Source organism: Allohoeflea poritis (assembly GCF_027889715.1).
In the GTDB taxonomy this organism is placed as follows: domain Bacteria; phylum Pseudomonadota; class Alphaproteobacteria; order Rhizobiales; family Rhizobiaceae; genus Hoeflea_A; species Hoeflea_A poritis.
This window is the reverse complement of the sequence record NZ_JAPJZH010000036.1, coordinates 1-10,808: the sequence shown is the minus strand read 5'-3', so window position 1 is coordinate 10,808 and position 10,808 is coordinate 1. Positions and strand designations below refer to the sequence as shown.

General features: G+C 56.3%; 6 protein-coding genes and 1 pseudogene. All 7 read right to left on the bottom strand.

Annotation, left to right across the window (positions count from 1 at the left end):
• A pseudogene (locus OOZ53_RS26080) lies at positions 1-230 on the bottom strand (P-type conjugative transfer ATPase TrbB); the annotation flags it as partial.
• Positions 223-762 carry a CopG family transcriptional regulator gene (locus tag OOZ53_RS26075; protein ID WP_271092732.1) on the bottom strand — a complete coding sequence of 180 codons (540 nt, stop codon included), beginning with the start codon at positions 760-762 and terminating at the stop codon, positions 223-225. The gene OOZ53_RS26075 and the pseudogene OOZ53_RS26080, both read right to left, overlap by 8 nt.
• A gap of 11 nt (positions 763-773) precedes the next feature.
• Entirely contained in the window at positions 774-2,828 is a 2,055-nt protein-coding gene (locus OOZ53_RS26070; RefSeq protein ID WP_271092731.1) for a conjugal transfer protein TraG, read from the bottom strand.
• A 462-nt stretch (positions 2,829-3,290) separates the two neighbouring features.
• A complete protein-coding gene (locus OOZ53_RS26065) occupies positions 3,291-5,228 on the bottom strand; it encodes an ATP-dependent nuclease (protein WP_271092730.1) in 1,938 nt (645 codons plus the stop codon).
• 21 nt (positions 5,229-5,249) lie between these two features.
• On the bottom strand, positions 5,250-7,958 hold the full coding sequence (locus OOZ53_RS26060; protein ID WP_271092729.1) for an AAA family ATPase: 2,709 nt from the start codon (positions 7,956-7,958) through the stop codon (positions 5,250-5,252).
• Complete coding sequence (locus OOZ53_RS26055; RefSeq protein ID WP_271092733.1) at positions 7,955-9,085, bottom strand: metallophosphoesterase family protein; 1,131 nt, start codon at positions 9,083-9,085, stop codon at positions 7,955-7,957. Before OOZ53_RS26055 ends, OOZ53_RS26060 begins: the two co-directional genes overlap by 4 nt.
• Positions 9,086-9,491: 406 nt before the next feature.
• On the bottom strand, positions 9,492-10,808 hold a 1,317-nt coding region (locus OOZ53_RS26050; protein ID WP_271092727.1), incomplete at its 5' end, for a DUF3363 domain-containing protein.

The following is a 10,808-nucleotide window of genomic DNA, read 5'->3' as shown; positions in this document are numbered from 1 at the left end:
ATATGGCTGGCGACCAGCCGGATGATGCGTTCCGCCTCGGAAGCTGCAATCGTCTGGCCGGTATCGATCCGGCCCTCGCCGTGCCGGTCCAGCCACAACCTTCCGTCCGGATTGACCATCACTTCGATCACCGCCGGATCACTGAGGGCCGAAGCGATCGCCGGCCCCATGGCGGTCCGCAGCATGACGCGCTGGCGTTCGATGGTGGATGTGTGGAGACGGTTACTCATCAACCGCCTCCCCCTGGGACAATTCCCAATCGGACATCTTCCCGTCAGGCGGGCCGTCATGGACCGACAGGCCTTCGCGCACGGCACGCAGGGCATCGATCTCCTCAGGCGTGAAGAAGTCCCCCTCTTTCGCGCTGATTTCCTCGAGCACGTCCTTGATCATGTTCTTGCCGCCGGCGAGCCGGCGTGCGAGCCGCGTGGTGAAATATTCGAAGCGCTCCTTGCCGAGTGCGCGGGCGGCATCCTGATCCGCGTTCGGCAAGGGCGGTGTTACGGTCAGGAAGAAGCGGACGAACAGCGCCAGCGTTTCGGTGGTGACCGTAAGGTTCCGCTCCAGCCGGTCATATTGCCGAGTCAACCGGTCCAGCCGGCGAATGAGCGCGCCGTCACGCTGATCGTCGAACTCCTTGGAGAAGAACCCCATGAGTGCGGCTTCAACGACCGAAGCCTTGGTCACGCCTGGGCGCTTGGCAATAAGCTCGACCTTTTCCGAGAGCTTATGGGAGATGTGGACGTTAAGACGGGGTTTCATGGGAACGCTCCTCAAAAACTCGGCAGCAGGTCGTCGTCGGATTGGTCCCCGACACCGGTATTCATGCCGTGGGCGCGCCGAACGACTGCAGAACTGTTTGCAAGTCGGTCGATCTGTTTGGCGGCGGCCGTGTCGAAGTCGTCGTCCAGTAAGCCTTTATCCGGGGTATGATCGGGCTCTTGCTGAATCGTTGATTCTTCCGGCAAAGCGGGATGGCGCTTGAGGCCGCCGTCATCATCGTCACCGCCTGCAATCAGATCGGACCAGGGTTTGTGAAGGTCAGCATGAGTGCTCCGCACCTGTCCGGACCAATCGTCTGGACGTGGCGGCGGACAATCCGCATAGGGACCATCCCCCGAATCCGACCAAGCCAGGTCGGGCGGGGAGGACACCCGACGGGTAAAGTTGCCGTCTTCGAAATAGCGCAGCTTCTTTGCCCGGATCGGCGGCCGGCCGGAGACCATGACGATCTCCTCGTCCGCCGGCAGTTGCATGACTTCGCCGGGTGTCAGCAGCGGACGGGCCGTCTCCTGACGGGATACCATGACGTGGGCAAGCCATGGGGCGAGCCGGTGGCCGGCATAGTTGCGCTGGGCCCTCAGTTCCGTCGCCGTGCCAAGCGAATCCGAGATACGTTTTGCCGTGCGCTCGTCATTCGTGGCGAAACAGACCCGGACATGGCAATTGTCGAGGATCGAATTGTGTTCGCCGTAGGCCTTGGAGATCTGGTTGAGCGACTGGGCGATCAGGAAGCTGCGCACCCCGTATCCAGCCATGAAGGCGAGCGCACTTTCGAAGAAGTCCAAGCGCCCCAGTGCCGGAAACTCATCCAGCATCATCAGCAGCTGATACCGGTGTGTTTTGCCGGCCTGGCCCCCGAGCCTTTCCGTGAGCCGGCGGCCGATCTGATTGAGTACCAGGCGGACAAGCGGCTTCGTGCGCGAAATGTCCGACGGTGGGATCACAAGATAGAGCGATACCGGTCGCTCCGCGTCCATCAGGTCGGCAATGCGCCACTCGCACCGGGATGTGGTCTCGGCAACGGTCGGATCGCGATAAAGTCCAAGAAACGACATCGCCGTCGACAGGACACCGGAGCGCTCGTTCTCGGACTTGTTCAGGAGCTCGCGCGCAGCCTGCGCCACCACCGGATGGACTTGTGGCGCCTCGTCGGTTCCGAGATGATTGGTGCTCATCATCGCCCGCAGCGTCCGTTCAAACGAACGGGATGGGTCGGAGAGAAAGGCCGCCACGCGGGAAAGTGTCTTTTCCTCTTCGGCGTAGAGCACATGCAGGATAACGCCGACCAGCAGCGCGTGACTGGTCTTTTCCCAGTGGTTCCGCCGTTCCAATGCCCCTTCCGGGTCCACCAGGATGTCGGCGATGTTCTGGACGTCGCGGACCTCGTTACGGCCTTTACGCACCTCCAACAGCGGATTGTATTTGGCGCTCTTCGGGTCCGTCGGGTTGAACAAAAGGCAGTGCGAAAAATTGGAGCGCCAGCCGGCCGTCAGCTGCCAGTTTTCGCCCTTTATGTCGTGGATGACGGCCGAGTGCGGCCAAGTCAGCAGTGTGGGGATGACCAGCCCGACGCCCTTGCCCGAGCGGGTCGGCGCAAAACACAAGACATGCTCGGGCCCGCCATGGCGCAGATAGTTGCGTTTGAAGGAGCCGAGGAACACCCCCGCCGTCTCGAACAGGCCGGAGCGGTTGACATCCGCATTATCCGCCCAGCGCGATGAACCGTAGGTGGTAACCAAGCGCGACTGCCGGGCGCGCCACAGTGAACCGGCGATTGCCACGCTGACACCTAGAACACCACCGGAGGCGGCCACCGCACCTGCCCGATTGAAAACCGATGGCGCGTAGGCCTCATAGGCATACCACCACTGGAACAGCCGCCACGGCAAATGGATCTGATATCCGGCGATCTCGAACCAGGCCGGACCGAGCCCCGCTTGAAAAGCTAACTGACCTGCCGCCCACTGCGTCGCGCTCCAGACCGTGCCGATGACAATCGCAAAGACGATCAGGATTTGGCCGATTAAAAGCTTGGTTGGGGACATCGTTCTTCCGCCACCTGAGGACCCGAAGGTCTGTTGAAGTAGACGCAAGATCGCGGAAAAATCAGCTATTAATCAATGGGATAGGTTCCAACTTGGTCCAAGAAATACAAGTTAGGGAATGACTATCAAAAGGAAAGAAACTAGAGGAAATGATTGTTGCTAACCGTTACAGCCCTTACGCCCATTACCAACCAATTTTTTGAGATTGAAATTCGTGTTTGGGTCCGTCGCGCTGTGGAGAATCACACCGTATAACATGGTCAGTTCGTATGTGTTTTCCCGATACCTTTAATGGCTGTGCTGGGAGGATAACCAACTTTCGGCGCACAGGTAAACTTACGGATCGAATTCTACTAAATCGGACATCCATATTTCACAAAAGCGGCTGCTAAAACGGCGCGAATTTGTTATGCGAGAAAATTTGTTTTGGTCGGTGCAAAACACACGGAGCAGCGAACAAAATCAGGCGAATGGCACAAAGTTGTCGGTCTCAAGAACGCTTGCGCAGAGCTTTGCCAAGCTTTCTGACTGCTTTTTGTCTTCCCAAGCAAAAGCGAGGCTTGCTCCGATGTGCAGAAAGTTCTTTTTCAGATCACCAACGTGTCCATACCGCTGATCCGCTGCATTTCGATATTTGGCCCAATCTTCTGCGCCAATTTCGTCTTTCACAATGGCGCCGATATCCGAATGCCATGCCGTGAAACCGGTACCCCAAACAGTCTCATCAGGAAACGGTGTTTTCTCATCCCCTCCAGCAAGTCTAAACAGTGCCTTGTTATCCTTCTCATGTTTGGCCTTACTTCCATTTCGGTCAGGCTTATCAGCGTCGGAATCGAACACGAGATACGTTGGTATCTTCATATAATTGCTGATCACTAGAGGTCTAAGCAGTTCACTTTTCCCATTTGCAGCCACGATATGGCATCCCAAGCGCCTAAAATCATCCAACTTGTTGAGCAGATTAAAGTACGCCTGCAAATATGCCACGTCTTCAAGACCTTCGACCAAAATAAGCCTGCGAGTGAAGAACATTTCATTTAGGGCAGGTTGCAAAGCCTGATGTATCTTTGCAAGAGCGCCTTCGGGTTTAGTGGGCTCTTCGCCAGTTGCTTGACCGACAGCTTCCGCTATGTCTTTAAACGACATATGGCAGACCATAGAACGTGGACTTCCGTCTTCCTTACGGACCATACGAACGTCTTCAAATCCTTCTCCGGAAACAAACCACGGATTGTGGGTCGAAACGATCACTTGCGAGTTTCCATGACTCAGCTTGTTCAGAACTGCAGCAAGATGGCGAGCCTGTGGCGGATGCTGATACAACTCAGGCTCCTCACAAGCCAGAATCAATGTGGGGCTCTCACCAGCCTCAGTGCCAGAAAGTTCCTGCAACAAGGCAAGAAGATAAGATCTCTGTAGACCGTGCCCGAACCGCGCGAGTTCGCCTTCAAAATCGCCTTCCCCTGCAAGAATATGCGCCCACGGCTCTTCAACACGCACTGACTTGTCTGGGTCCTGCTTCCACTGAAGCCGCAAACGAGCGTCGGGATGCGCCCACTCCGAGAGGCGAGATTGAAGTGATTTGGAAATTTCGTTCAGAACATCCTGGCTTCCATCCAGAAGCTCCTGATATTGCTGCTGCATATCAGCTCGCAATTTCTTCATTGACTCATCGAAATTTGTCTTTGAGCGAACTGTTCTTGCCAGCAACTTGCCAAGCGCGGAATTTCGAGCCTCAACTTGCTCGGATGTAGCATCTTTGACCGCCGGGACATAAACCCATTGAACATGTCTGGCCAGACGGTTTGTGCCCTTCGAAAATCCGTAAAATTGATCTTCGCTCGGTATGAGTTCGCACTGTTCAGGTCGACCAGCCTCGTATTCGTGAAGAGCCCGAATCATGGCATCTTTTGTGCCTGGAGCCGGGAGTTCCTCGTGACCGCTCCTTATTCCGCTGTATATGTCCTTTAACTCTGCAACTTTTTTGCCTTCATCCAAGGCCTTAAAAAACGGCGCAAAGGCGAGCATTGCGAGCCGCTGTCCGTACTGCTTCACATCTGCTTTCCCGATAGCTTGGTCAAAGGTTGCCACAGCAGATACAACCAGTTGGCCCTGCCGTACGTAGTCAGAAAAATCTTCTGTGGCTTCCTCGTCCAGGTCCTTAAATGTGACGGTGATCTTGACCGGCTCATCCGTTTCCTTGCAGTGGAAGTCTTCATCTTCTAGCTGACTCAAGTCGGTAGGGAGACCATTGGACTCACGAAAGAAAACATTTAGGGCAGTCAAAACCGTCGATTTACCCGCTCCGTTCGGCCCCACAAAACACGCATAATTATTGAACGGAATGGTTTCGTCTTTGAACGACCTGAAGTTTTCGATGCGAACAGATGCAATTTTCAATGTTGCTACCTCCTGGTCAGGTCATGCTGAAACCAGTTCCTCGGTTTTGACTGCCCGTAATGACAAATGTCGACCGCCAATGCCCTCAAAAAGTTGCTCACGACACGTAAGCACGATGATCTGAACCTGCTGCCCGACTATGTTCAGAATATCGAACATTCGGCCCATTCTCCGATCATCCGAAAACACAAGCGCATCATCCAGCACGACGGTCGCGGGATGACCTTGCTCGACAAGCATTTCGGCAAAGGCGAGACGAACGAGAACAGCGATCTGCTCCTGCGTTCCCATGCTCAAATGTTCGAAAGATTCTTCATAGCCGTTCTCACGAACGACACCGACGATATGCAGGTTCTCGTCAATCGCAATCTCAGCGCCGGGAAACAAGAGCTGCAAGTAGGGACGAACCCGTTTCAGCACCGGCGAGAGATAGCGCTCTTTCGCTTCGGTCTCGGCGGACCGCAATGTCGATAACAGTAGGGTAAGCACGGACACCTCGCGCTCGTAGCGTTGAAGCTGATCGTCGGCGAGCTCGACCTCTCGTGCTTTCTGCTGAATGTCCTCATCAAGGCCAGCGCCTTCAAGAGCTTCGATATGTGACCGCAACCCGATAATCTTCTCATTGAGACCGGAACGCTTGTCACGACGCTCCTGTAACGCTGTTTCCAACCGCGAAATCCGCGCCTCCAATTGCGGCAGCGTCTCGCCCTCGCGCCGATCTTCAAGCTCGGAGACAGCCTTCTCCTGATCTGCTAACTCCTTTCGAGCTACCGACACACCGGCATCAAGGTCGTCATCTGAAGTCTGCTCTTCGGCTTCAGTCAGGCTCTTTTTCAACTTTTCGAGGCGTTCCCTCCCATCGTCATATCGTGTTTTCACACTGCCCAACTCGGTCTGGATACGACCCATCTCTTCTTCCGGCCCGCCAAGGGCCGCCCGGGCGGTGGTCAGGGTGTCCCTTGCTTCCTGTGCGCTTTCCTGGGCAGAGGCGAGGGCCTGCTCCGCTTCTTTCTCCGTTGGCAAGCTTCCGATCCCAAGATCGGTCAGCGCTCCTTCGTGAATTGTTTTCAGGCCCGCAATGTGATCCGCAAGCGGTTCCGCACCGGCGTCGTAGTCGTCCGTCGCGGGCGCGTGCAATGCGGCTTCCTGCCGTGCAAGCTCGGCACCACGCAATAGCTTCTCGCGTTTCGCAAGCTGTTCCTCAGCGGCACCAACCGATTTGACGCCGCACTCTTCAAGCGAAGCCTTGAGGGCGTCATTCGCATCGCGCTGTTGTGTGATGAGCCTGTCTCGGTCTTTGATCGCAGGCTGAACAGAAATGCTGCCGTAATCCGGGATGGTGATCGTCGTTCCCTCGACCGCTTCCACCGACGTCTGATCGGCCGCAAGCGTCGCTCCATCGACCTCGATCTTGGACAATCGGTTTGAAGGCATATCGAACGACACGAGGGTTGCGGCAGCAGAAAGGCGGGAACGCGCGGTTTCTAGTTTCCTCGCGGCATCTCGTATCGCTTCAATATTCTCGTCGGTCACGAAAATGACTGCTGCGCCCTGTTGGGCAGCCCTTTGCTTCTTTTCGGCCTCTTTGGCTTTCTCGTAACGCTCCTGAAGCTCGCGAATACGGCCGTCGCGTTGAACAGCAGTGAGGACGCGGCGGGCCATCAACACAGTCTTATCGGCCTCGGTGACACCATCCTCGGCTTTCTTCGTATCTTTGCGAAGGCCCTCGACCTGTTTTCTCAGCTCCCGATCCGTCTGGCGAACCTCGTTTAGCTTCTCCTTCGCCGCGTCAACCGCCTCCGCGTCGGTCTTGACCTGCTCCTTTAGATCGCGACGCTCGGCCTGGGCCTGCTCGGCTTGCTCCAGATTGCGCTTCTTCAGCTCAACATCTGTCGTCGCCGCCTCAATGCGCGACTCCAATTTGGCAAGCTCACCGTGTCGAGTCCGCGCGGCGTCCAGTTCCTGCTTGACTTTCTGGTCTTGCTCTTCCGATGAAAGGCGCGCGAGCGTTTCCTGTTCGGCTTCCAGGTCTTCCAAGGTCTTGGAGAGATCGCTGCGGCGGCTTTTCAAGCCTTCGAGTTCGGAACGCATAGTTTCTACTTCGTCGATCAGCTCTTTGTAGTCCCCGCGTGGCCTGCCGGTAGACGTGACAAGTTCCGAGAGCTTCTTATCGACCGCATCGGGCAGCGCCCTTCCACGCTTGCCGCCCAGAACCTCGCCGACTTCCGATTCCAGAGCGCTGTGGAGGTTCGAGCGCGCACTGTCGGGAAGGTCGAGCGCACCAAAGGATTGGCCTTGCTGAACCCAGAGCACATTCCACATACCAAGGGTTTCGGGTTTCGCCCCTGACTTGCCGGGCTCATCAAACCCGAGAAGATCACGCAGCGTGACTTCCGCTTCATCGCCCTCCAGATTTCGTCCGTCCGGGCAGAACAGGTGAGCGTAGGGTTTCTTTACGAACCGTTTCCTGATCCGATAAATCCCGTCGTCGACCTCGAACGCCAGCTCAACGACAGGCGCAGCCTGGTTGCGGTCGTTCTGTAGAGCGACAATCGGCTGTGCCTTCGAGCTGTATTTTTCAAAAAGTGCGGCCTTCAGGGCATCGAGCAGCGTTGACTTCCCCATTTCGTTGGGGCCGACAACAACGTTCAAGCCGTCGCCGATATCATCGAGACACATCGGCGTCGTGAACTTCTTGAATTGATTGACAGCGATGGAGCGAATTTTCATTGGCTCCTCGTCTGCAGTTTCATGTGCTCGACGTATAGCCGCTGAAGCGCCAGCGCTGCGACCTCATGCTCGGAATCGCTCATGTCCTCGGCCTTCTGCTTCAGGACATCGGCAGCGGTTCGCACAAAGCCGCCCCGGTCGATCTGATCAAGGTCTTCTTCGCTGGGACTCGGGAAGAGCCGTGTATCATCGACCCGCAAGTAACAGAAGGCAGCAGAGACCTGTTCAACGATCTGTTCCTCAAAATATTGCCGGTCCTGAAGCGAAACGGCACCCTCGACAAAAAGGTGCACCAGAACCCGGTTCAAGTCATCGCCACTGCCGCGCAGGGTAGTGACAAGGGCATCAACATCTTCACGGCTGTTAATCTGCTCGCGGAATGTCATCCACCGGTAGTGACCGGTCTCTACCGGCGTAACGACCGGAACCGCACCAGCGCTTTCAATCTCGACCAGAAGCGCTTGTCCGCCACCCTCGACATCAAACGCATCGGTCTCGTGTGTGCCGCTGTACCAAACCTTGTCGTTAATCTTCTTCTGTCCGTGCCAGTCGCCCAGGGCCAGATATGCCAGCCCCGCAGACTTCGGCCTATCCGGACTGATGTAGTTGGGAACGTCCTTGTCATCGGAACCGAAGCCCGTGACTGTTCCATGTGCGAGACCTATGCGGATCATTCCGTCCGGGGTTTCTGCTTGATCCATGTACGCCGTGGGTTCTCGAAGCGTACGCCGATACTGGAGCGGTGCCGGGAGCACGGCCAAACCGTCGCTTTCGAAAATCCGCGGTACTGATTCAGCGTGAACAATTACATTGTCCGGCACACCCCGTCGCAAGAGCTGATCCCAAAGGCCGTGCGGACGATGGGGGTCGTGGTTTCCGGGCAAGAGGTGCCATGTTACCTTCTCCAAATTCCGCATGCGTTCCAGCGGCTGATTGAGGGAGCGCGGCGACAGTGCCTCCATGTCGAAGACATCGCCGGCTACGAGAACGTGACCAGCACCGTGCTTTACAGCCTGTTCGCCTAGTCGAGTGATCGCTGCGAGACGCGCCTCCTGAAGCAGCCCCTTCGTGCCGTCATCGACAAAGCGAAACACTTTACCGATCTGCCAGTCCGACGTATGTAACAGCTTCTGAGCTATGGCTAAGTTCTCCTTGAAATTTCAAAATTCAAAAAAACTTGGTATGGCTGTCGATCCAACTAAAAAATTCGGGCGGACTGACTATTCAACCCTAGTGCTGACACGGCACTGCTGCAAGCAATGGTTGTCGATCACCCGCTTCTAGTTCTCCCTTTTTGGTTGCTAGCTTTTTAATCCGGCCGCATTTGATGCTGGTAAGCAAATACGCATTGTGTATCTCCCATTGGGCCATCTGCTTGTGGGAGAGCGCGGTGCAATATCGAACGTTTCGCTGAATGACCGCATAGGGCCGAAATTACAGTCCGGTGCTTCGTTTTGCTTACCGGGCAAGTGACTCATCTGCCAAGAGTCTCTCCAGCAAATTTTTTTACGCGCTGGCCAAATCCAGCATTTGTCAATTCAATCCGATGCCCCTCTTGCGTGAGAGTTCGAATGACGCTGTTGCCCCCCGCACTACACCGCGAATCATCTTCCCGCGCTGGCGCTCCAACACAAGCCGCCACGGCACGAGGTTAAACTCCCTCGATTTCTCCAGGATGGCAAATTTGCCGCTGGCGAGTTGAATCGAGCGACGATAGATGCCTTCAGCATGTGTTCCGTCCGGCGTTGCGACGAAGGACAGTCCGATTTCCGTGGCAAGCTTTTCACCAGCGGCAGCAAGTTCACGCCTGCGCAGTAGGCTGAGCAGATTACGCCTGTATCGAACACCTTCATCCTGCCTTACCGCCAACCCCTGTTCGATCAGAACTTCCTGTCGGCACTGGAGTGCCGATTTTGCTTGTGACCCAAACCTGTCTCCGCAAAGCTCAACCGGCTCTCGACTGACCAGTTGCTGATCAAGCCAGGTGGCGCCATCAGCATTGATCTGCCTGTCGAGAGACAGGTACGACAGAGTAAACACGCGAGCGGGATAGCGAGACCGTTTCGCGGTAAGTGCTGTCACGCGATCTTTGAAGTCGCCGGGAATTTTCCAGGAACCGTCGCCGAACCGCTGAACAATGTTTTGTCTCCGCAAAGCTTCGAGCCGGCGCACATGGGCTTTGACGAATTCCTCTGACGCCGCGCCATCATGTGCATGATGCAACTCCGGCGAATAAATGCCGCCGTTTCGGCGTGCAATTTCTGCAATGGTGCGGTCCGCTTTTCCCACACCCCTCCCCGTCGGCCGAACCTCAACGATGCTGCCGAGCGGCAGATCGTTCATATCCTGATGCGGATAGAGAGACACAAAGTGGACGCGACCGTCGGCGGCATCGATCATGACATAGTGACCGTCGTTCAGCTCATCATGCAGCCCTCGATCAATGACCTGACCGATGATAGTAGGGGCTCGCGGATCGCCGGGATCGAAGATGGAGTATTCGGTGGCCCCGGCATTCAACCCTGCCGCCTTTAAGCCACGATGCATCGTATTGATGATATCGCCGCGCCCCCCTGCCCGTCGCAACGTTTGTTCCAGGACCGGCGACAATCGCCACCGGCCTGGTGCGGTTTCTTCAGCCAGGCCGCGCTGTGCCAGAACACGCAGCCTCCCGACCTGTAATGTCCGCAGCAATTGGTGATCGCCCCCGCCCCGCCCAAACCACAAGTCGAGGTGCCCGTCTTCGGCTTGCCGGACAAGCTGCCGATCAAGGTCGGTGAAACGGTCCTGCTCGACCTGCTGCTCCAGTTTGCGACGGATTTCCTGTTCGGTTTGCGGGCCGAGCTCCAG

Excerpts from the sequence above, each read along its gene's own strand:
- OOZ53_RS26075 (WP_271092732.1), bottom strand. The coding sequence starts at position 762 with ATGAAACCCCGTCTTAACGTCCACATCTCCCATAAGCTCTCGGAAAAG.
- OOZ53_RS26070 (WP_271092731.1), bottom strand. The coding sequence starts at position 2,828 with ATGTCCCCAACCAAGCTTTTAATCGGCCAAATCCTGATCGTCTTTGCG.
- OOZ53_RS26060 (WP_271092729.1), bottom strand. The coding sequence starts at position 7,958 with ATGAAAATTCGCTCCATCGCTGTCAATCAATTCAAGAAGTTCACGACG.